The following is a 21,183-nucleotide window of genomic DNA, read 5'->3' on the forward strand; positions in this document are numbered from 1 at the left end:
AATGTTTTCAGACAGGCATGAAGGTGATCATGCGTCAGCTTAAATTTTGCCCGCGAAGCCGAACCGACCATTCGGTTTGCTCTGGTTTGAAAGCGTCGCACAAGAAACGACGGACTTGCTCCAGCTGCATCTGGCCACATAGGAAAATATCGATGGCGGCGAAGCGGTGTTCCGGCCAGGTGTGGATGCTGATATGCGATTCGGCCAGCAGCAAAACGCCGGTAACGCCGCCTTCCCCGCCGAAACGGTGGAAATGGCCGCCCAGAATGGTTGCGCCGCCTGCGGCTGCGGCTTGTTGCAATAGGTTTTTCAGACAGGCATCATCGCGCAGCAGCGCGGCTTCGCAGCCATACAAATCCAATAGGCCGTGGCTGCTTGGATGATAGCTCATTTGTGCCCTCCGGAAAAACCGCCGCTATGCCCGCCGAAACCTGTTCCGGTACCGAAATAGCTATTGCTGTTGGTATTGTCTTCAGCCGTAGACAAATAGTTGAAAAAGGTAAAGAAGGCAATGATGATAAGCGATGAGATGAGATAGGCGGATACGGTTGGTTGCTCGCCGTTGTCGCCGCGGGATTTTTTAAACAGGAAAAATAGGCCGATGGCCAAAATAATGAGCGACCAGATGATGTCTGTTGACGAGACTAAGGTTGGCAGATTAAGGATGACGAAGATGCCCGACATCAGAGCAACCAGTGTCCACGATACTGTGGCGGCAGACATTTGAGCCGTATATTTGGGGATGTCTGTCTGCTTGAGCTGGAACCATTCGGCAATCTGCGCATAGGCGACCGGCGTGCTTTTGCTCCAAGCCAATTCTTCGGCTGAATATTCGGCCGACAGCTTGTTTTGGCCGGTTTTATAGTCGGAATAATAGTTCAGATCGCCTTGCCTAACATGCCAGTAAAAGGCGCCGGCAGCATAACTGACCCGACCGCCGTAATCGTAAAGTTTGGGGCAACCTTGCGGCTGGCCGTTGATATCGAGGCGCGGCCAGTCGTTAAGCGTTTCAGACAGGCTCCATTCTCCTTCGGAGGTTTCGACAACCCATAGGAAACCGGCTTGCGGGTTATACAGCAGATATTCAATCCATGAGCCTTCCGGCACCATGCCGCTTGGGGGTTTTCCATAAAGCGCGTCGAATGTATCCTGCGCGGGCAGCTCGTCTTTGCGCACTGCACCGATTACGGTGTAAACCGTATTGTTGATGCGGCCTTGCGAACCGAGTGGCAGCCGTAGCGCTTCTTCCTGCGCCTGCCGCATGTGATTGGCCTGAATCAGCTCCGCTTTCCCGGCGGAAGTGTCCAATTCGCTGCCGCAGGCAGGGCAGACCACCGTGCCGGTTATGCCGTTAATCCAGTGTACGGGAGAGCCGCAATTGGGGCAGTTTTCCGATTGTCGGCTGCCTTTGAGCTTGCCGGCGCTTTCGGTAATTTGTTCGTCGCTGCGCGTGTGGGTGAGTTGCAGTTCGGCCAAGTTTACGCCGCGACCGAGAAAGCCTTCCGGTTGGTTGTTGGCATAATCGAGCGTTAGAAAAACGTTTTCCCAGCGCCAGTCGGATACGCGGTTGATGCTTTGCGGTTGCAAGGGAAACGGCAGCTCGCCTTCCGCTGCTGCGCGTTGCAGGGTGATTTTGCGCACATCGGAAGCGATGAATCTTTTGCTTTGGTAGGTAATGGTGCTGAAGCCGGCACGCGTATCTTCAAAGGCAGGGGTGTCGGCGGGCAAGTCGCCGACCGAGCGGGTGAATACGTAAAGGTCTCCCGCTTCGGAGAGCCAGCCGGTGCTTCCGTCGTCAAACAGGGCATACCATTCGTTCCACATGCCCTCGTCGTAACGCACTTGCAGGCGGCCGATTAGCGTGAAGCCGGACGTGTTTAATTTGCCCGTGGTGCCTATCTGCAAGGGGCTGAAGTCTTCCAGCAGGGCGGAATCGCGACCGGTGTCGGTAATACCGCCGTCGTGCCGCACCAGCATGCTGTGGCAATAGCCGCACACCAGCGTTACCGCGGTGGCCGAATGGGCGTGTACGGGTGCGCCGCAGCTGGGGCAATCGGTTTTAAATAAGGGTTCGCTCATAGAAAATCGCTTGTTCCTGCAATGCCTGTCTGAAAACGATTTTCAGACAGGCATTGTATCCTTTAGCCAATCAGTTGCTTCAATACTTCTTCTTTGGCTTTTGCATAATCTTCGGCTGAAATCAGACCATTATCCAACAAGGATTTCAGTTTCGCCAGTTTGGCTTGAGCATCTTCTGCGGCGGCAGCCGGCGTAGCCGATTCGGCGGCTTGCGGCTGTGCCATGCCCGCCATCGCGCCTGCCATCGCCTGCCCGATGCGGGCACCCACGCCGATGCCGGCGCCTATTCCGGCCAGGCCGCCTTCGTTTTGTGCGGCCAGAGGAATCGATTGAGCGGTTTGATATTGAGTGTATTTGCCCATATCGCCGATGATGTCCATCGACATTTTGCTGTCGAGTGCTTTTTGTACGGCTTCCGGCAAGGTGATGCTTTCAACCGTGAAGTTTTCCAGTGTCAGGCCGAGTTTGGTAAACTCGGGCGCCAGCAGCTCGCTCATTTTTTGCGACAGCAATACTTGATTGGCTGCCATATCCAGAAAAGGGATGCCGGAAGTGCCGAAAGCCGCGGCCAGCTGGGTCATCGCGATGTTGCGCAGTTGTTGCTCCAGCTGCTCGCCGGTGTAGCTGGCACCTACGCCGGAAACTTCTTTGAAAAACGCGGCTGGTTCGCTGATGCGGTAGGAATACATGCCGAACGAGCGCAGCTGCACCACGCCGAATTCGGCGTCACGCACGGTTACCGGCTGGGCGGTGCCCCATTTGCGGGCGAGCTGCTGTTTGGTGTTGAAGAAATAAACGTCTGACTTGAAAGGGGATTGAAACAGCTTGTCCCAGTTTTTCAAGTTGGTTAGCAAGGGCAGCGTGTTGGTGTTGAGCGTGTAGCGGCCGGGCGAGAAAACGTCGGCGGTTTTGCCTTCGTCGACAAACATGGCCATTTGCGCTTCGCGCACGGTCAGGCTGGCGCCGTTTTGGATTTCCTGATCGGCAACCGGAAAACGCCATACCAGCACGGATTCGTCGGGATCGGGCCATTGGATGACATCGATGAATTGCTTCTTGATAAAGTTCCCAAGCATATGATTTTCCTTGTGATTGAATAACTCAAAATAAACCGGCAGGTACTCTGGCGAGCGGCATTTTACTGATCGTCAAACGGCGGTTTGCGTTGCATTTTTCTCTGCCGTAAATCTTTATTCATACAGCCGTTTTCTGCCCTTGGATTTTGCTGCCAGTAGTTAGTTTGTGGCGGTGGTCGCAACTTTCAAATGAGCCATTTGCAAAGCTGTATCAATTTTTATCAGCTTAAACATGCGGCGTTTAACAGGCCGATGCTGATGGAAAACGCGCCGAACAAGGTGCCTACCGCGACATTGTTGTTAATCAGCTCTTCATTGGCACCGCGCACGATTTTGGTGGCGGCGAAATAAACCAGAATTTGAATCAGAGCGGCGCCTATGCCCCATAACACGAAATCGGGCAGGCTGACGCTATGTGAAATGCTGGAAGCCAACGCCAAGCAAAAACCGACGATGGCGCCGCCGAACGATAAGGCGCAGGCCAGATTGCCGTTGCGGATTAGGCGGATTTCTTCGGCGGGCGTGATGTGCAGGTAAACGGCGGCGAATGCTGCGGTCATGGCGATGCCGACCAGCATGTATTGCAGATAAATCAAATATTGCTCGAGAGAAATACTCACGGTTGCTCCCATGTTTTATTCAGGTATGTTGCTATGATTATGCCACAAAAACAGGCACCTGCCGCAAAAACGATAAATACCTGTCTGAAGGCCGTTTTTCAGGCAGGCATTCGGTGCCGAGCTGTTATAATCGGGCTTTTCAAGCCCTGGTGCCTGTCTGAAAATCATGAAACTCAACCGCACTCTGATTATTTCTGTTTTTATCGTGGCCAGTTGCGGGCTGGCTTACGAGCTGATTATGGCGGCGTTGGCCAGCTATTTGCTGGGCGACAGCATTTTGCAGTTTTCTTCCATCATCGGCCTTTATCTTTTTGCAATGGGCATCGGCGCGCATCTGACCAAATACATTAAAGACGAAGACGCGCTGTCGCGGTTTATCGAAATCGAATTATTGGTCGGCGTGGTGGGCGGCCTTTGCGCGCTGGTTTTGTTTGTGGTTTTCGGTTTTTCCGTTGCGCCTTTCCGCAGTTTGCTTTATGCGCTGGTATTGGTTGTCGGCACCGTGGTCGGCATGGAGATTCCACTGGTGATGCGGGTGCTGAACCAGCAACAGGCCGATTTTAAAGAGTTGGTTGCGCGCGTGCTGACGTTTGATTATCTCGGTGCGCTGGCGGTGTCGCTGTTGTTTCCGCTGGTATTGGCGCCGAAATTGGGCATGGCGCGTTCGGCATTGCTGTTTGGCCTCTTGAATGCTGCTGTTGCGATGCTGACTGCCAAATCTTTCCGAGCGCAACTACCGCGTTACCGCGCCATACGTTTGCGCGGCATGATTGTGTTGCTGGTTTTGAGTGTGGCCTTTGTTTATGCGAACCGAATTACCTTCAGCGCCGAACAACGCTATTTCGACGACCCTATCGTGTATGAAAGCCACTCGCCCTATCAGCGGCTGGTGGTAACGCGTTGGAAAGACGATACGCGGCTGTATATCAACGGCAATCTGCAATTTTCATCGCGCGACGAAGCGCGTTATCATGAAGCGCTAGTGTTGCCGGCCATGCAAATGGCGGCTGCAGCGCGCCATATTCTGATTCTCGGCGGCGGCGATGGTTTGGCCGCGCGGGAGGTGCTCAAATACCCGCAGGTGGAAAAGGTAACGCTGGTCGATTTAGACCCGACGATGACCGACACGTTCAAACATTCCGCCGAATTAAGCAAACTCAATAACCGCGCTCTCAGCAACCCCAAGATGAACATTATTAACGCGGATGCGGGCAAGTGGCTGGAAGAAACGGGCGGGCAATTCGATGTCATCATCGTGGATTTTCCCGATCCCTCTAATTTCTCGCTCGGCAAACTTTATTCCGTGCCGATGTATCGCTTGCTTGCACGGCACCTCGCCCCGGGCGGGTTGATAACCGTGCAATCCACTTCGCCTTATTTCGCCCCCAATGCCTATTGGTCGGTTGTTGTTACGCTGGAAGCGGCCGGCTTGCATACCGCGCCTTATCATGTTTACGTTCCCTCTTTCGGCGAATGGGGCTTCGTGTTGGCGGCCAAGGAAAACCATTTTCCCGCATTGCAGAAATTCGACGTTCCGACCCGTTTTCTAAACGCGCAGACCGCCGCCGAAATGTTCCGGTTTCCGCCTGATATGGCGCGGCGCCCAGTCGAGCCGAATTTTCTGAACACGCAGGCGCTGGTTAATTATTTTGAGAAAGATTGGGCGAATGTGATACGCTGAAACCAATGCCTGTCTGAAAGTCCTGTTCAGACAGGCATTATGTTAAAATCACGTTCTTAAAGATTAAATGACATAGACATGAATATTTTTTATGAAGAAAGCGGCCAATTTAAGGTCGCTTCGGTTATTCAGAAAAACGACAACCATTACCAAGCCGAAACACCGCATGGCAAACGCGCCAAAATCAAGGCGGGAAACGTATCTGTAGAATTCAACGACGAGCCCGAGCGCTTTCTGGAAAACGCGCAAAACGAAGCGGCGCAGATGGATACCGATTTATTATGGGAAGCGTGTGGCGAGGAAGAATTCGATGCCGCAACGCTGGCGCAAGAATATTACGGCCACGCACCTGCACCGACTGAGCTGGCGGCCACGCTAATCGCGTTATATGCCGCGCCGGCTTATTTCTATAAAAAAGCCAAAGGCATTTTCAAAGCGGCACCTGAAGAAACATTGCGCCAGGCGCTGGCGGCAATCGAGCGGAAAAAGCAACAAGACGAACAGATGGAAAACTGGTCGCAGGCATTGCAGCAAGGCTGCTTGCCGGCGGAAGTGGCCGCCGATTTGAAAACCATATTGCATGCGCCCGATAAGCAGGCGCTAACCTACAAAGCCTTCACCAAAGCCGCCGCGGCAATGAAGCTCTCGCCTTACGAATTGGCCAAGCAAACCGGCGGCGTCAGCTCGCTGGCGCAGTTTATGCTTGAAGGGTTTGAGTTGAAAAACTATCCTCAAGGCACGGGTTTTGCGCACATTGAAGTGCCCGCGTTGGCCGATTTGCCGGAAGCGCAAGGCGTGGAGGCTTTTTCGATTGACGATGAAAGCACCACGGAAGTGGACGATGCGCTATCGGTTCAGGAGCTTGATGGCGGCGGCAAACGCATCGGCATCCATATCGCCGCGCCTGCGCTGGCGGTAGGAGCGGGTAGCGCGATTGAGAAAGTCATTTTCCAGCGCCAGAGCACGGCATATTTCCCCGGCGGCAAAATTACCATGCTGCCGGATAATTGGATTGCCGCGTTTAGCTTGGATACGGGCGAGGCTCGCCCTGCGGTCAGCATTTATTTCGATGTGGATGAAGCGTTGAACGTGAGCAATCCGCAAACCCGGCTGGAGCGCGTGCGCATCAGCGAGAATCTGCGCATCGGCGCCATCGAGCCGCATTTCAACCGGCAAACCGGGCTGGATGCGGAAGGCGAAGCCATGTTTGCGCATCATAAATCGCTAATATGGTTATACCGCTTGGCCTTGGCTTTGCAACAAAAACGAGGTAAATACGATCCCGATGCCGCACCGCAATATGATTACGGCATCGGATTTGCGGAAGGCGGCCAAGTCGAAATCACGGTGCGCGAGCGCGGCTCGCCCATTGATACGCTGGTGTCGGAAATGATGATTCTGGCCAACAGCACTTGGGCGCAGATGCTGCATGAACAAGAAACGGCCGGTTTGTTTCGCGTGCAGCCTACGGGCAAAGTACGCATGAGTACGCGCTCAGAGCCGCACATCGGCATGGGCGTGCCGCATTACGGCTGGTTTACGTCGCCGTTGCGCCGTGCCGCCGACTATATCAACCAAAAGCAACTGATCAGCCTGATTGCCGAGCATGCCGAGCCGCGTTTCCAAACCGGCGATAGCATGCTGTTTGCCGCATTGCGCGATTTTGAAACCACTTATGCCGCTTACAATGATTTTCAGCGCGAGATGGAAGCCTATTGGTCGATGGTTTACTTGCAACAGCAAGGTATTCGTGAAATCAACGGCCTGTTGTTGAAAGAAGAGGTCGTGCGCCTTGTCGGCCTGCCGCTAACCACGCGCGCCACCGGCATTCCGTTGGAAATTCCGCCGAAAACCACAGTCAAACTGGCTGTTACCGAAGTGGATCCGGAAAAACAGATTCTGGGTCTGAATTACGTTAACGCTGTGGTTCAAGCATAAACTATGCCTGTCTGAAAAGTTTTCAGACAGGCATGGCTGCTGTCATGCCACAATCAACCAACAATACGCTTATGCCCAAGAATACCCAAGCCGAACGGAGCGACTGGCGCGCCAAAGAAATGCTGCTGTTGCAGCAGGTCATCCAGAACCTCGGCAAAGACAACGGCGCCCATGCCACCGCGCTCAAAACCATGCTTCAGCTGATGTCGGAATTATTCGGCCTGAACCAAGGGCGGATTGTGTTGCAGCATACCGAAGATGAAAACGCCGCCATCGCCTATTCTTACGGTATGTCGCCCGAGCAGGTTGCGCGCGGGGTTTACGCGCCGAATGAAGGCATTACCGGCACCGTGCTGGCGCATTCGTATATGATTGTGGTTGACGACATCAATCAAGACCCGTTGTTTCTCGGCCGTACGGTCAAACGTGAAGAGTTGCCGCAAGAAAAAACCATGTTTATCGCCTTGCCGATTGCCGCGCATAATCGAACGTTCGGCGTGCTGGCCTGCCATCGGGCACGCTTCAGCACGCGGGCGCTGCACGATGACGTTTCCCTGCTGCGCATACTCGCCACGCTGGTCGGCCAGCTGCTGTATATCCACGAAAACCATCAGGCGCGCACTCAAGTTCTGCAAAACCAGAATCAGAAGCTCAAGCAAACCTTGCAGTCGCACAGCCAGCGTTACGGCATCGTCGGCTCGTCGGCCGCTTTGCTCAAAGCCGTGGGCGAACTGGAGCGCGTTACCCATAGTAATGCCAACGTATTGTTATTGGGTGAAAACGGCAGCGGTAAGGAAATGTTTGCCCGTACGTTGCACACCGCAGGCCGCCGAGCCGGTTTTCCCTTTATTAAAATCAGCCGTCAGGATATTGACGGGGCGGATTTCGACCGGGAAATCTTCGGCCAAGGGGCGCAGCCCGGATTGTTGGAACAGGCCGACGGCGGCACCGTGTTTTTCGATGAAATCACCGATTTGAACGAACAGCAACAGCAGCGTTTGTTGCACGTTTTGCAGGAGAATGCGGTGCGGCGGGAAGACCATGCCGAAGCCATACCGGTTAACGCGCGCATTCTGACGGCAACACGTTTTAATTTGTCGGCAGAGGTGGAAGCAGGGCGTTTCAATGCCGATTTGTACTACCGTTTGTTTGTCGTATCCATCAAAATTCCCAGCCTGCGGGAGCGCCGCAGCGATATTCCCGAGCTGGCCGCATTCTTTCTGCACCGCTTCAATAGCGTGCATCATCGGAATGTCAACCTCACAGGCGAAGCCATGCAGCAGCTGCAGCATTATAATTGGCCGGGTAACGTCAGCCAGCTTGAACATTTCATCGAGCAACTGGTGCGCACTTCGGCTGGCAATACGGCCGACGGGCCGCAAGTGTGGCAGTTATTGTCGGGTCTGACCGATATGCCGATCAAAGCGGCTTTTCCAAAGCCTGATCCTGCTAAAGAAGCGGGCGGCGCCAAACCGAAAGGCTTTGCTTTGCAGGGAAACCAGGCCCGCCCTTATCTGCAGGCCGATTCCCATTCGTTGGAAAAAATCGAGGAAACGCTGACTTACTGCCGCGGTAATAAAACCCAAGCGGCACAAATGCTGGGTTTGTCGACCCGTCAGCTTTACTACCGTTTGGAGAAATTGAAAAAAGCACAGGCGGCACAACAAGAGCCGTGACGGCCAATGCCTGTCTGAAACGGCACGCAACGGAAAAACTTTAAAAAACGCCCGCTGTTTTGTGCTTGGTAAAACAGTGGGTGTTTTTTAAATGGAAACCAGGTGTCATTATGTCTGAGCCAACATCATCTTCTTACGAATTTTTTGCCGATAATCCGAACTTTCCGCGCAAGCTGATTATGTTTACTGTTTTTATCGGGGCGTTTTTCGGCTATCTGAACGAAACGTTGCTCAATGTGGCCTTGACGACGCTGATGCAAGAATTCCATGTTGAAAGAACCACGGTGCAGTGGATCAGCACCGGTTTTCTGCTGGTAATGGGGGCATGCACGCCGATTACCGCCAATGTGATTCAATGGTTTACCACGCGCAACATGCTGATGATTACGATGGGCACATTCCTCATCGGATCGCTGATTGCCGCTTTTGCGCAAAGTTTCGATGTTTTATTGGCCGGCAGAATATTGCAAGCCGTTTCGGCCGCGTTTACCGTTCCTCTGCTTTTCAATACTGTTTTGCTGATTTATCCGCCCAACCGTCGCGGAACCGTGATGGGCATCGTCACCATGATGTTCATCATTGCACCTGCCATCGGCCCGACGCTGTCCGGCATCATCGTCGACCACCTCGGCTGGCGTTATTTGTTTCTGTTTACGGTGCCGTTTACCGTTTTGTCCATTCTGTTGGCTCTGAAATATCTGACCGTCAATCTGCAACCTTTGAACAAACCGAAAATCGATCTTGTTTCGGCGATATTATCCATTATCGGTTTTGGCGGCTTGGTTTATTCGAGCAGTAATTTCGCTACCCTAGGGATGCTTAAGGCCGGCATGATTTTTGCAGGGTCGTTGGTGGTTTTGTTTGCTTTTGTTCGTCGCCAACGGATGTTGGCCGTGCCCTTGATTGATTTGAAAGTATTGGGCTACACGCAATACCGCTTGGCAATTCTGATTCTGGCCGGAGTGATGTTTGTTTTCATCGGTATGGAATTGGTCATGCCGATGTATATGCAGCAGGTAATCATGCTGTCGGCCACGGCCACCGGCTTGGTGTTGCTGCCGGGTAGCGTGGCTGAAGCGGTTTTGTCGCCTCTGATGGGCCGTCTGTTGGATAAAAAGGGTGCGCGCCGGATTGTGATACCCGGCGTTTGTTTGCTATTGATCGCGTTTGTATTGATGCTGTTGCTGTTTCGAGCCGACAGCCCGACATGGTTGCTGGCTGTGGTATTCACACTGGTGCCGGCCTCGGCCGCCATGATTATGGTAACGGAAACGCATGGTTTGAACGCCTTGCCGAAACCGATGTATCCGCACGGAACGGCCATTATCAGCACGGTCAACCCGATTGCGGGGGCATTGGGCGCCGCCTTTTTTGTGGGTACGACGCAGGTTGGCGAGCAGATTATGCTGATGCAGAAAGGCGCGCCGCAAACCGCTTTGATGCACGGTGTGCATTGGGCATTCGGCGCAGGATTGATTATGGCCGCGTTGGTGGCACTGTGCGCGTTCAAGTTAAAAAGCCATGAGCGGGGTGGCGCGTAAAAATACGCTTCCTATCGAACTATGTATGACGAAAATAAAACCTCGGAATTCAAGTATATCGATTCCGAGGTTTTATTTTTGGGCACTGCTCAATCTGCCGAAAGGCAGATCAAAAGGCTGTAAATTTTGATGATTAAGCCATTTTGGGCAAAAGCGGTACGCACCAAGTAAGCAGACCGCCCACGGCAGCGCCGGCGAAAATATACATAAACGGCATGGCGGGCATTAATAAGGTCATGGCAATGCCGAATAAAACCAAACCGCTGATAGCGCGCATATGAGCCGATTGAATCAGCAAAGAAGATAAGAAAGCCGCCAGAATGCAATTAACAGCCAGCATTTGGTTTAAATAAGCGGTACCTGCAATCATCAAGAGCACCGGTGCCAACAAAATGCCGGAAGCGGTTAAAAATAAAGCGATGTTGCGAAGGTTGTTTTGAGGCATGTGGGGTTTCTCTTACTAAGATTGACGGATACATTTTATCTGCTAAATCAATCTGGGGGAGCTGCTAAAACTTTTTTTTACCCATTCATACATAAGATGCCTGTCTGAAAAATCGGTTAGGTATGGTGTAAATGGTTTTGTTTGGTTTTATTGTTGAGATAATTAATTGTTTTAAATATAGTTTCTTTAATCAAGGTAGAAGTGATCATTTTTTATGATAATAATTACTGTTGCAATATAACAACCAAGCGGCTTGTATTTTGTTTAAACGGTATGTTGATTAACAGAAACAGAGCTGAATGAGTAGAAAGGAGGATGAGTCTGATGACTGGAGAGCGGTGGAACGTAGAGGCAATCCGAATTTGCAGCAGGCTGTCTTTATCAGCCGATGCTTGATTGAAACTTTAAGACGAAATAAGAGAAAAAGAGATTGGGGGCGAGTTATTTTTTTAGCCGAGCATTGGGGTTTTAAAATAAACAACGGACGGCACTGCCGTCCGTTTGAAATAACCTAAGTTTAGCTTTTCAGGCCCAACACATCCTGCATGTCGAATAAGCCTTTTTTGCCTTGCAGCCACACGGCGGCTCTGACGGCGCCGGCGGCGAAAGTCATACGGCTGGAGGCTTTATGGGTGATTTCAACGCGTTCACCGTCGGTGGCAAACAAAGCAGTATGGTCTCCGACGATGTCGCCGGCGCGAACAGTGGAAAACCCGATGGTTTGCGGGTTGCGCTCGCCGGTGTGCCCTTCACGGCCGTAGACGGCGCATTGCTTCAAGTCGCGATCTAAGGCGCTGGCAATCACTTCGCCCATGCGCAGGGCGGTACCGCTGGGTGCGTCTACTTTATGGCGATGATGCGCTTCGATGATTTCGATATCGTAGCCTTCGTTTAAAACGCGGGCTACGGTGTCGAGAATATGGAAGGTCAGGTTGACGCCGACGCTGAAGTTGGCGGCAAAGACGATGCCGGTCTGTTGGGCTGCCGCTGTAATGGCAGCCTTGCCGGCGTCATCGAAGCCGGTGGTGCCGATGATGATGTTAACATTCTTCTCTACGCATTTGGCGATGTGCGCCAAGGTGGGTTCGGGGCGGGTAAAGTCGATCAGCACGTCACTGGCATTCAATACGGCATCAATATCGTCGGTAATGGCAATGCCGGTTTTGATGCCGATAGCGTGCCCTGCGTCGAGACCCAATGCGTCGGAACCGGCATGCTCCAAGGCGCCGCTCAGGGTTGCGGCGGGATTGTTGCACACGGCTTCTACCAAGACTTTGCCCATGCGGCCGTTGGCACCGGCAATGGCGATTTTCAAGGGTGTCATGTCAGGAATCCTGTTGGCGGGTTAACGGTCGGGTGCCCATATCGGCTCGGGTGCGCTTTGGGTTTGCGCAGCGGATTGCTGTTGCACGGCTTGCTCGCCGTAGCGTGCTTTGAGCTGGTTGATGGCATATTCGATGGCATCGCCTTCGGCTTTGACCAGTTGGTCGTTTTGGAAGGTGAGGGTAAGGTTGCGCAGCTCTTGAATGATGCCGTTTCGGCTGATTTCAAAAGTGTAGTCCCATTGGTTGGAGCGGAAGGCGGGGCGCAACAGCGGCGTACCCAGCAAGGCTTGAACTTGCTCGCGGCTCATGCCCGGTTGCAGAGAGGCGACTGTGCGCGGATCTAGCTCGTTGCCTTGCACGACTTTCAGTTTGTAGGAGGGAATATTGGAGATGCGCTCGGCATTGCAACCGACCAGGCCGGTGGCGAGGAGGAGGGCAAGAAGGAGGGGTTTGTTCACGTTGTTACCTTTCCGATGGGGGTCAAGTGTGTTTAATAGGCCTTGTTGTATAAAGGTTTACCAATTAAAAACCTTTATCATCCGATAGTGGGCAAATGGCTTAAAAATGCGTATTATAACGACATTCACATTATTTCGGTACGGATAGAAAGATACTATGGAAAGCAATATCGCACAATTAAAAGACAGTGGTTTGAAAGTAACGGGGCCGCGCCTGAAGATTCTGGATTTGTTTGAAACCCATGCAGACGAGCATTTGAGCGCTGAAGATGTTTACCGGATTTTGCTTGAGGAAGATGTTGAAATCGGGGTGGCGACGATTTATCGCGTGCTGACCCAATTCGAGCAGGCGGGTATTTTGTTGCGCCACCATTTTGAAACCGGCAAAGCGGTTTATGAGTTGAACGTGGGCGGCCACCATGACCATATCGTTTGCGTAAAATGCGGTAAAGTAACCGAATTCCATAACGAAGACATCGAACATCTGCAAGATAAAATCGCCCGTGAAAACGGCTTCCGTATTGTAGATCATGCGTTGTATATGTATGGCATCTGCAGCGAATGCCAAAAGAGAGAGCACCGCTGATACGGCGGTTGTCGTTCGCTCGGTATCAATTGTTATTGTTTCAGACAGGCATTTATGAAGGAATGCCTGTCTGAAAACGTTTTCCGGCATGGCGCTTAATGTTATAGAGTGTATGGATATTCCGTTTTTCCCGCCCGAAGATTATCGTTTCCCGCATCCTGACGTGGCTTTGGTTGAGCATGAAGGGTTGATTGGCGTAAGCATGGATTTGGCGGTTCCGCGGCTGCTGGCGGCATATCCGTTGGGGATTTTTCCGTGGTTTGAGGAAAACGGCCTCTTTTTCTGGTATACCATTGCGCCGCGCACCATTCTTTATCCTGAGAAAATCCATATCGGCCGTTCGTTGGCCAAAACCTTGCGCAACAAGCCGTATGTGGTAACGGTAAACCGGTGTTTCTCTGAGGTTATCGCGGCTTGCTCGCAAGTTGTGCGGGGAGGGCAGAGCGGTTCGTGGATTGCGCCTGCTTTCAGACAGGCCTATGCGGCATTGCACCAAGCAGGTTACGCCCATTCGTTTGAATGCTGGTATCCTGATGATGCGGGCGAGCTGAGTTTGGCCGGCGGGCTGTACGGTGTGCAAATCGGCCGCGTTTTTTTCGGTGAATCCATGTTTGCCACTCGGCCGGACGCTTCTAAAATTGCCTTTGCCTGCGCCGTGCCTTATTTGGCGGCATGCGGCGTGCAATTAATCGACTGCCAACAAGATACACACCATTTGGCGCGGTTCGGCTCGGAGAATATGGCATTTGACGATTTCAGACAGGCTTTGGCTGAGCTGACGGCGCAATCTTTGGATACTCCGGTTGAGCGGGGTGTGATTGCGTGCAATATTATTGATGAGTCGCTTGATTGAAGCCGCCTTTGGATGTGGTTATTGCCGTTTACATTTCGCCGCGTTGCAGCTTGTCGGCCAGAATCGTGCAGCACGTGGTCAGCAGCTGGCGGGTTTCTTCAAAATTATGCGTATACCATGGATCGGGCACATGGTTGTAACCGCTTTGGGGCGACAATTCGGTAATTTGAAAAATCTTTTTCGGGTGGCGGCCGAAACGTTTTTCCAACTCCCGCAAATTATCGTCATCCATGGCAATCAGATAATCGAACTCTGCAAAATCGGTATCGCGTACGCGGCGGCTGGTAAAATCGTTGCTTGTGATGCCCAATCCCTTCAAAACTTTTGCGGTGCCTTGGTGCATGCCTTCTCCGTCGTGCCAGCCGGACGTGCCCGCACTCGCGCTTTTAGCGCTCAGCCCGCGTTCGGCGGCGATTTGCCGGAACAGGTATTCGGCCATCGGAGAGCGGCAGATGTTGCCGAGGCAGACAAACAGGATTTTTTTCATTCGTAACCTTTTTAAACATACAATTCGGAAAGGGCAGCAGTATCGCCGATTTTCTGATGACCGAGCAACCCGCGCGCGGCGTTGTAAGGTACAATACGCTTCGTTTTTCTCTTGATTTCAAACAGGATAGATCATGTCATTGCAAAATATTATTGAAACCGCATTTGAAAACCGCGCCGAGATTACGCCCGCTTCCGTTACGCCGGAAGTCAAAGAGGCGGTTGAGGAAACCTTGCGTTCGCTGGACTCCGGTGCGCTGCGTGTGGCGGAGCGTTTGGGCGTCGGCCAATGGAAAGTAAACGAATGGGCGAAAAAAGCCGTATTGTTGTCGTTCCGCATACAGGACAATGACGTGCTGAACGACGGTGTAAACAAATATTTTGATAAAGTGCCGACTAAGTTTTCCGATTGGAGTGAAGAAGAATTCCGAACCGCCGGTTTTCGTGTGGTGCCCGGTGCGGTTGCCCGCCGCGGCAGTTTTGTGGCTAAAAACGTGGTGCTGATGCCTTCTTATGTGAACATCGGCGCGTATGTAGACGAAGGTGCGATGGTGGATACTTGGGCGACGGTCGGTTCGTGTGCGCAAATCGGTAAAAACGTGCACCTGAGCGGCGGCGTGGGCATCGGCGGCGTGTTGGAGCCTTTGCAGGCCAGCCCGACCATCATTGAAGACAATTGCTTCATCGGCGCGCGTTCTGAAATTGTGGAAGGGGTGATTGTAGAGGAAGGCAGCGTGATTTCGATGGGCGTGTATATCGGCCAATCCACTAAAATCTATGATCGTGAAACCGGAGAAATCCATTACGGCCGCGTGCCTGCCGGCTCGGTGGTGGTTTCCGGCAATCTGCCTTCTGCCGATGGTAAATACAGCCTCTATTGCGCGGTTATTGTGAAGAAAGTGGATGCGAAAACCCGTGCGAAAACCAGCGTGAATGAATTGCTGCGCGGCGTTTAAGGTTCGGGCCCGCTATACGCTATATAAGCGTTCATTGATGAATGCCTGTTTGAAAACTTTTTCAGACAGGCATTTTCCGTTTGGGTGGCAATCGGTTGGCTGTTTATAGGCATTTAAACGCAGCATAAGATAGCAAGCTCTTTCGGAAAGTGCGGTAGCTTGATAATACGTTGGTTAAAACAGAGGATATGTGGGGGCCCTCGTTTTATGTAAACACTATATCTGGTAACGAGTATGCTCATGCCCAAGATTTTGTTGAAAGTCATTGTTTTATCCCTGATTTTCCGCCGTCAATTTTCTTAGGCTGAGCGATGTATGCTTCGACTACTTGGCTGGCGTATTGGCGCCGTGCCAAGTAGTCTATTGCTTTTGCTCGGTTTTCAGTGAGGGTGCCATGCAAAGAAATCACGCACCGCTATGAAGATTGATTTTACTGACCACGGTTGGTTATCAGTTTATCCAGCGTGGCGGGGCCGTATTCCCGATTGATGTTGTAATGCCCGACATTGGGGACGATTTCCAGACTGGCGGAAAAGCCTTCATTGCGGTAGCGCCGGTAGGCTTGTTTCGCTGCATCAAGTGCGTCGAAACCCGGATCGGCTTCTTCTTGCCCGTCGGTGTCTTTCTCACCGATCAGCCATTTGAGGACGAAATTTTGTTTCAGTTGACTAGAAGGCTTCAGGCCGAAAGAGGTGTCGTTGCTGAAACCGCCGCCGCCGATGAGCAAAGCGCCGCCGCCTTGAAACAGATTGCTATGGTCGGTTAACAGATTGTAGCTGATGGTTTCGGCACCGCCGGAATAGCCGACCAGCCAGATGCGGCTTTTGTCAATGGGATAGCGGCGGTAAACTTCTTGCAAGAGCTCGCTCAGATAGGTTGGGCTGCTTTCTTTTTTCCACCAAGTAAGGCTTCCTCGATCAGGCGTTTTGGGTGCGATCATCAGCAGATTGTGTTTTCGGGCGATGTCGGCGTAGGCTTGCAGCGTTTTGCTTTGGGCGTCGTCAAATTCATCGGCACCGTCGCCATGCAGATAAACCAGCAACCCGTAGGGTGCAGAGTCTTCTTCAAGATGGTCGCCGTAAATTCGGTAGCTGCTGGTTTGGCCGGAAGGGCCGGTAAAGGAAATGGTGGTGTTGTCTTCAGGCAGTTCGCTGGCAAAGGCGGCAGTAAGCGCGAACAGGCTAATGAATAAAATCAGAATACGTTTCATGGGTTCCTCTCTCATTATCGTTGTAATATGACATCAGACTTAAACGTTGGTTTGAAAGTTCCTCGTTTGTTTGTCGGCGAAGGCGTATTCGTGAGACTTAAATGCCTGTCTGAAAACTGTTTTCAGACAAATAGACCGTTTCCCGATACAATTAGGCTGTCTGAAAAATAAACCAAGAGCAATATCATTATGCACACATTTGAATTAAGCGAAGCGGCGTTTGCCGCGTTGCCGGAAGCGTTTTATGCGCGGGTGGCAACCGAGCCTTTGAGCGAACCTTATTGGGTGGCGCAGAATCAGGCGCTGGCAAAGGAAATGGCCTTGCCAGACGACTTTTTTGATGCGCCGGAAACGCTGGCCATGTTGTCGGGCAGTGCGCGGCATTATCGCCCCGAGCCTTTGGCCGGGGTGTATAGCGGGCATCAGTTTGGCGTTTATGTGCCGCAGCTGGGTGATGGCCGTGCGGTATTGCTGGGTGAAAGCCGCGATGCGGCGGGCCGTGCTTGGGAGTGGCAGCTGAAGGGAGCGGGTAAAACGCCGTTTTCCCGCTTCGCCGACGGTCGTGCGGTGCTGCGCTCTACGATTCGGGAATATTTGTGCTCGGAAGCCATGCACGGTTTGGGCATTCCGACTACGCGCGCATTAGCCATAGCGGGCAGCAGTGATGCGGTATATCGCGAGGAGAAAGAAACGGCAGCCGTTCTGACTCGCGCAGCAGAGAGCTTTATCCGGTTCGGCCATTTCGAATATTTTTACCATAAGGGCTTGCATGAATATGTGAAGCCGTTGGCCGATTTTCTGATTGAGCGTTATTATCCGGAGTGCGCACAAGCTGATAAACCTTACGTTGCCCTGTTGGATGCAATCGCCGCGCGTACGGCGGATTTGGTGGCGGCTTGGCAGTCGGTCGGGTTTTGTCATGGCGTGCTCAATACCGATAATATGTCGGCACTGGGTTTGACCATCGATTACGGCCCGTTCGGTTTTCTTGATGCGTACGACCGCCGACATGTGTGCAACCATTCGGATACGGGTGGCCGTTATGCGTATAACGAGCAGCCTTATGTGGTTCATTGGAACTTGTCGCGGCTGGCTTCCTGTTTGCAGATTTTGTGCGATGAAGCGGATTTGATAGCGGTGTTGGAGGCATTCCCAGAACGTTATCAGAATGCCTATCTGAAAAGAATGCGTGCCAAACTGGGCTTCTTGGAGGATAGGCCGGAAGATGCGGAGCTGGTGGCCGATATGTTTGACGTGTTGCAAAGCCGGAAAGTGGATTTTACTTTGTTTTTCCGTTGCTTAAGCGGCGTTAGCAATGTTCACGGCGAACCGTTACCGCCGAAACTAGTCGATTTGTTCGGTTCGAATGATATTCAGCCGTTTATGTTGTGGATTGGACGTTACCGTACCCGTTTGCGTTCGGAAAACAGCCATCCTTTAGAGCGCGCGGCTCGGATGGATGCGGTTAACCCGCTGTATATCCTGCGTAATTATCTGGCGGAGCAGGCCATCGAATTGGCCAAGCAGGGTGATTTTCGCGAGATTGAACGTTTGCGCCGCTGCTTGGCCAATCCCTTTGAGGAGCAGCAGGCGTTTGCCGACTTCGCCGAACCTGCGCCCGAGTGGGCGGCAGGCATTTGCGTGAGCTGTTCGAGTTAGTTTTCAGACAGGCTTTGTCAAAGCAATGCCTGTCTGAAAATCAAATAACTTCATGTTTCCTGATATCTGATGTCATGATTGATATTCTGAATGCTTTGTGGTTTGCGCTTGGCGTAACGCTGCCGAATTTTTTGCTGCTCGTGTTCGGTTGGTATTTGCGCCGCAGCGGGCAGATTGACGTTTATTTCTGCACGCAGGCGTCGAATTTGGTGTATCGCTACGGGCTGCCGCTGGTGTTGTTTGTGAGCCTGACGGAAAATCAAATCCATTATGAATCGCAATTAATGCTGGTGGCCGCGGGGCTGATATTGACGCTGCTGCTTTATCTGGCGGCAGAGCTGTATGTGTGGCAATTTGTGCCCGACAAACGAGATAAAGGCGTTTTTGTGCAAGGTGTGTTTCGCAGCAATCTCGGCATTGTGGGTATGGCCTTTGTATCGAATGCTTACGGCAGAGAAGGCGTGGCCGCCGGTGCTGTGTTTACCGGCGTGGTTACGATTTTGTATAACATACTGGCCGTGATTACGCTCAGCCGCTCGGCCGGCAGCACGCCGGGGCAGCGTTTGAAAGATACCGGCTGGAAAATCATAACCAATCCTTTGATTGGGGCGATTGTCGCGGCGATGCTATTGCAATGGCTGCATTTGCCGGTGCCGAAAGTGTTGCTGCATACCGGTGGTTATTTGGCCGACATCGCGTTGCCGTTGGCGCTGATTTGTGCCGGTGCCACGTTTGACATCCGATCGTTGTTCGATGCTTCGGGCATTTCGATGCAGGCCAGCATCGGGCGCTTGGTGGTTGCGCCTGCTGCCGCAGTTTTGATTGGCCTGGCTTTCGGATTCAAAGGCATACCAATGGGCGTGCTGTTTCTGATGACCGCCACGCCGGTTGCTGCCGCAAGCTATGTTATGGCCAAATCGATGGGAGGCAACGATGTGGCGGCCGCCAATATTATGGGCATCACGATTTTCGGTGCCATATTTTCGGCAGTTATCGGTATGGTCGGTTTGCGGTCAGTCGGATTGATGTGAATGTATTTTTTAAATCAATAATGCCTGTCTGAATGTTTCAGACAGGCATTATTGATTTGTTAAAACTTTAAGGATTGGGTTGGTCGGCATCCGACAATTTTGTGGTGTGGGTTTCGTCGCTCAGTCGGCGGAACCAGTGTTCGACGGTGGCGTTTACTTCTTCCATCCCGTATTTTTTCAAGCTGGAGAAAAGCTGCACGCTGACCTCTTGACGCGCCATAAACGGCTTTAACGATTTTTTGACAGAAGACAAGGTTTTAATCTGGTCATTCTTAGATAATTTATCCGCCTTCGATAATAAAATGTGTACCGGTTTTTTTGTTTTCTCAAAAAAATCAAGCATCTGAATGTCTATCGGCTTGAGTGGATGGCGGCAATCCATAATCAGCACCAAACCGATTAACTCTTGGCGCGTTTGCAGATAGTTGCCTAAAAGTTGCACCCAATGTTTGCGCACCGCTTCCGGCACTTCGGCATAGCCGTAGCCGGGCAAATCAACCATAAAATTGCCGTCGGCAAGCTCGAAAAAATTGATGTGTTGCGTGCGGCCCGGGGTTTTGGAAACATAGGCCAGGCGTACATGATTGCACAGAGTATTGATGGCGCTCGACTTGCCTGCGTTGCTTCTCCCGACGAAGGCGATTTCGGCGGGTGTATCGGGCAAATCTTTTAAGTGGTTTACGGTGGTAAAGAATTTCGCGTTTTGAAATAAATTCATAGTTATGGAAAAATACTGTAAATTTGGTATAGAATACCATATTTACAGATTTATCGGTTTAGCTGGGCGCATAATTAAAGCTTGGCGGGTATTATATTAGAATAAAAGGGTATTGCGCATTTGCAATGCTGTAATCAGGAGCACTCCATGAAACGTATTACTGTATTGGCTTTGTCAATATTGGCATGCGCGGCTTTTGCTGCGCCTCAAGCCGATATAGCCAAAGGTAAAGAAGTGGCCGCCACGTTATGCGTGGCCTGTCATGCGGCCGACGGTAACAGCGGCATCGCCACTTACCCGCGCTTGGCAGCGCAGTTTCCCAAATACATTGAAAAAAACGTACACGAGATTAAAGACGGCAAACGTGCTTGGGGTAATGCAGAACAGATGAAAGTAGCGCCGGGCATTGCCACTTTGACCGACCAGCAAATTCGCGATGTGGCCGCTTTCTACAGTACGCAGTATCCGAAAGCGGGTGAAGTGAATCCGAATGAGAACCCCGAGCTTGGCGCCAAAATTTTCCGCGGCGGTATCGCAGAGAAAGGCGTGCCGGCGTGTATGTCGTGCCACGGGCCCAACGGAGCGGGTATGCCTGCTGGCGGTACGGCTATTTTGGCTTTCCCGCGCATTGGCGGACAACATAAGGACTATGTGGTTACTCAGTTGAAAGCTTATCAGAGCGGGCAGCGTAAGCACGCGATGATGGAAGAAATTGCCAAACGTTTGTCGGCGGAAGAAATGAATGCTGTCGGTAACTTTGTGCAGGGCTTGCACTGATTGGCAAAATGAATACAGGCTGGCTGCCTGCGCGGTTTCCGTGCAGGCAGCTTGTTTTGCATAAAATC

The 21,183-nt window shown here is 52.0% G+C and carries 21 protein-coding genes; 10 read left to right on the forward strand and 11 right to left on the reverse strand.

The window, feature by feature from the left end; genetic code table 11:
* Window positions 1-34: 34 nt before the first annotated feature.
* The 4 genes from speD to Q4A84_RS06390 all read right to left on the reverse strand — a co-directional run bounded on the left by speD (window position 35) and on the right by Q4A84_RS06390 (window position 3,775).
* Window positions 35-391, reverse strand: a complete 357-nt coding sequence (speD, locus tag Q4A84_RS06375; RefSeq protein WP_303088097.1) for an adenosylmethionine decarboxylase — start codon at window positions 389-391, stop codon at window positions 35-37.
* Entirely contained in the window at window positions 388-2,079 is a 1,692-nt protein-coding gene (locus Q4A84_RS06380; RefSeq protein ID WP_303088098.1) for a DUF4178 domain-containing protein, read from the reverse strand. Before Q4A84_RS06380 ends, speD begins: the two co-directional genes overlap by 4 nt.
* 62 nt (window positions 2,080-2,141) lie before the next feature.
* Window positions 2,142-3,155, reverse strand: a complete 1,014-nt coding sequence (locus Q4A84_RS06385; protein ID WP_303088099.1) for an SPFH domain-containing protein — start codon at window positions 3,153-3,155, stop codon at window positions 2,142-2,144.
* Between the two features lie 221 nt (window positions 3,156-3,376).
* Complete coding sequence (locus Q4A84_RS06390; RefSeq protein ID WP_303088100.1) at window positions 3,377-3,775, reverse strand: DUF350 domain-containing protein; 399 nt, start codon at window positions 3,773-3,775, stop codon at window positions 3,377-3,379.
* A 166-nt stretch (window positions 3,776-3,941) separates the two neighbouring features.
* On the opposite strand from Q4A84_RS06390, the gene Q4A84_RS06395 reads away from it, so the two are divergent.
* From Q4A84_RS06395 to Q4A84_RS06410, 4 genes are all read left to right on the forward strand, one after another.
* Window positions 3,942-5,456 carry a polyamine aminopropyltransferase gene (locus Q4A84_RS06395; RefSeq protein ID WP_303088101.1) on the forward strand — a complete coding sequence of 505 codons (1,515 nt, stop codon included), beginning with the start codon at window positions 3,942-3,944 and terminating at the stop codon, window positions 5,454-5,456.
* Window positions 5,457-5,534: 78 nt separating this feature from the next.
* Window positions 5,535-7,394 (forward strand): ribonuclease catalytic domain-containing protein, encoded by a 1,860-nt coding sequence (locus Q4A84_RS06400; protein WP_303088102.1) that lies wholly within the window; start codon window positions 5,535-5,537, stop codon window positions 7,392-7,394.
* 44 nt (window positions 7,395-7,438) lie between these two features.
* Window positions 7,439-9,070, forward strand: a complete 1,632-nt coding sequence (locus Q4A84_RS06405) for a sigma 54-interacting transcriptional regulator (RefSeq protein ID WP_303088103.1) — start codon at window positions 7,439-7,441, stop codon at window positions 9,068-9,070.
* Window positions 9,071-9,180: 110 nt separating this feature from the next.
* On the forward strand, window positions 9,181-10,611 hold the full coding sequence (locus tag Q4A84_RS06410; RefSeq protein WP_303088104.1) for a DHA2 family efflux MFS transporter permease subunit: 1,431 nt from the start codon (window positions 9,181-9,183) through the stop codon (window positions 10,609-10,611).
* 133 nt (window positions 10,612-10,744) lie between these two features.
* Here the strand turns inward: Q4A84_RS06410 and Q4A84_RS06415 are convergent, their stop codons facing one another.
* The 3 genes from Q4A84_RS06415 to Q4A84_RS06425 form a co-directional block, all read right to left on the reverse strand.
* Window positions 10,745-11,056, reverse strand: a complete 312-nt coding sequence (locus Q4A84_RS06415) for a hypothetical protein (protein ID WP_303088105.1) — start codon at window positions 11,054-11,056, stop codon at window positions 10,745-10,747.
* A gap of 517 nt (window positions 11,057-11,573) precedes the next feature.
* Window positions 11,574-12,380, reverse strand: coding sequence for a 4-hydroxy-tetrahydrodipicolinate reductase (dapB, locus tag Q4A84_RS06420; RefSeq protein WP_303088106.1), 807 nt, complete (start codon window positions 12,378-12,380; stop codon window positions 11,574-11,576).
* A gap of 21 nt (window positions 12,381-12,401) precedes the next feature.
* On the reverse strand, window positions 12,402-12,839 hold the full coding sequence (locus Q4A84_RS06425; RefSeq protein ID WP_303088107.1) for an outer membrane protein assembly factor BamE: 438 nt from the start codon (window positions 12,837-12,839) through the stop codon (window positions 12,402-12,404).
* 157 nt (window positions 12,840-12,996) lie between these two features.
* Here Q4A84_RS06425 and fur point away from each other — a divergent pair, with 157 nt between their 5' ends.
* Both fur and aat read left to right on the forward strand, forming a co-directional pair.
* Entirely contained in the window at window positions 12,997-13,425 is a 429-nt protein-coding gene (fur, locus tag Q4A84_RS06430; RefSeq protein WP_303088108.1) for a ferric iron uptake transcriptional regulator, read from the forward strand.
* An 88-nt stretch (window positions 13,426-13,513) separates the two neighbouring features.
* Window positions 13,514-14,278 carry a leucyl/phenylalanyl-tRNA--protein transferase gene (gene aat / locus Q4A84_RS06435; protein WP_303088109.1) on the forward strand — a complete coding sequence of 255 codons (765 nt, stop codon included), beginning with the start codon at window positions 13,514-13,516 and terminating at the stop codon, window positions 14,276-14,278.
* A 28-nt stretch (window positions 14,279-14,306) separates the two neighbouring features.
* On the opposite strand, the gene Q4A84_RS06440 is transcribed toward aat, so the two are convergent.
* Window positions 14,307-14,765 carry a low molecular weight protein-tyrosine-phosphatase gene (locus tag Q4A84_RS06440; RefSeq protein ID WP_303088110.1) on the reverse strand — a complete coding sequence of 153 codons (459 nt, stop codon included), beginning with the start codon at window positions 14,763-14,765 and terminating at the stop codon, window positions 14,307-14,309.
* A 133-nt stretch (window positions 14,766-14,898) separates the two neighbouring features.
* On the opposite strand from Q4A84_RS06440, the gene dapD reads away from it, so the two are divergent.
* A complete protein-coding gene (gene dapD / locus Q4A84_RS06445; RefSeq protein ID WP_368389565.1) occupies window positions 14,899-15,720 on the forward strand; it encodes a 2,3,4,5-tetrahydropyridine-2,6-dicarboxylate N-succinyltransferase in 822 nt (273 codons plus the stop codon).
* Between the two features lie 262 nt (window positions 15,721-15,982).
* Here the strand turns inward: dapD and Q4A84_RS06450 are convergent, their stop codons facing one another.
* Together Q4A84_RS06450 and Q4A84_RS06455 are read right to left on the reverse strand one after the other, a co-directional pair.
* Complete coding sequence (locus Q4A84_RS06450) at window positions 15,983-16,129, reverse strand: hypothetical protein (protein WP_303088111.1); 147 nt, start codon at window positions 16,127-16,129, stop codon at window positions 15,983-15,985.
* A gap of 21 nt (window positions 16,130-16,150) precedes the next feature.
* Window positions 16,151-16,930: a hypothetical protein gene (locus Q4A84_RS06455; RefSeq protein WP_303088112.1), complete on the reverse strand. Its 780-nt coding sequence runs from the start codon at window positions 16,928-16,930 to the stop codon at window positions 16,151-16,153.
* A gap of 189 nt (window positions 16,931-17,119) precedes the next feature.
* Here Q4A84_RS06455 and Q4A84_RS06460 point away from each other — a divergent pair, with 189 nt between their 5' ends.
* Both Q4A84_RS06460 and Q4A84_RS06465 read left to right on the forward strand, forming a co-directional pair.
* The gene (locus Q4A84_RS06460; RefSeq protein ID WP_303088113.1) at window positions 17,120-18,589 is read left to right on the forward strand and encodes a YdiU family protein; all 1,470 of its coding nucleotides are present in this window, start codon (window positions 17,120-17,122) and stop codon (window positions 18,587-18,589) included.
* 74 nt (window positions 18,590-18,663) lie between these two features.
* Window positions 18,664-19,620, forward strand: a complete 957-nt coding sequence (locus tag Q4A84_RS06465) for an AEC family transporter (protein ID WP_303088114.1) — start codon at window positions 18,664-18,666, stop codon at window positions 19,618-19,620.
* Window positions 19,621-19,687: 67 nt separating this feature from the next.
* Here Q4A84_RS06465 and yihA read toward each other — a convergent pair whose 3' ends face one another.
* The gene (gene yihA, locus Q4A84_RS06470) at window positions 19,688-20,338 is read right to left on the reverse strand and encodes a ribosome biogenesis GTP-binding protein YihA/YsxC (RefSeq protein WP_303088115.1); all 651 of its coding nucleotides are present in this window, start codon (window positions 20,336-20,338) and stop codon (window positions 19,688-19,690) included.
* A 147-nt stretch (window positions 20,339-20,485) separates the two neighbouring features.
* Here yihA and Q4A84_RS06475 point away from each other — a divergent pair, with 147 nt between their 5' ends.
* Window positions 20,486-21,115 (forward strand): cytochrome c, encoded by a 630-nt coding sequence (locus Q4A84_RS06475; protein WP_303088116.1) that lies wholly within the window; start codon window positions 20,486-20,488, stop codon window positions 21,113-21,115.
* Window positions 21,116-21,183 lie beyond the last annotated feature (68 nt).

This window comes from Neisseria sp. (assembly GCF_030527965.1).
Taxonomy (GTDB): domain Bacteria; phylum Pseudomonadota; class Gammaproteobacteria; order Burkholderiales; family Neisseriaceae; genus Neisseria.